Origin of the sequence: Achromobacter sp. GbtcB20, from assembly GCF_019091095.1 — a bacterium.
Lineage (GTDB): Bacteria > Pseudomonadota > Gammaproteobacteria > Burkholderiales > Burkholderiaceae_B > Achromobacter > Achromobacter mucicolens.
This window is the reverse complement of sequence record NZ_JAGXJZ010000488.1, coordinates 1-279: the sequence shown is the minus strand read 5'-3', so window position 1 is coordinate 279 and position 279 is coordinate 1. Positions and strand designations below refer to the sequence as shown.

1 pseudogene is annotated in these 279 nt (G+C 62.0%); it reads left to right on the top strand.

The annotated features are described in order from the left end of the window. Window positions 1-225 (top strand): annotated as a pseudogene (locus tag KVT32_RS29885) (carbamoyl-phosphate synthase small subunit); the annotation flags it as partial. Window positions 226-279 lie beyond the last annotated feature (54 nt).

Genomic DNA, 279 nt, shown 5'->3' with positions numbered 1-279 from the left:
ATCACCTCGCAGAACCACGGCTTCGCGGTCGATCCGGACACGCTGCCGAAAAACTGCCGCGTGACCCACGTCTCGCTGTTCGACGGCTCGCTGCAGGGCTTCGCCCGCACGGACAAACCGGCGTTCTGCTTCCAGGGCCACCCGGAAGCGTCGCCCGGCCCGACCGACGTTGCCTACTTGTTGGACCGCTTCATCAGCCTGATGCAAGCCCAGGAGAAGAAATAAATGCCAAAGCGTAGTGATATCAAAAGCATCCTGATCATCGGCGCCGGCCCGGAC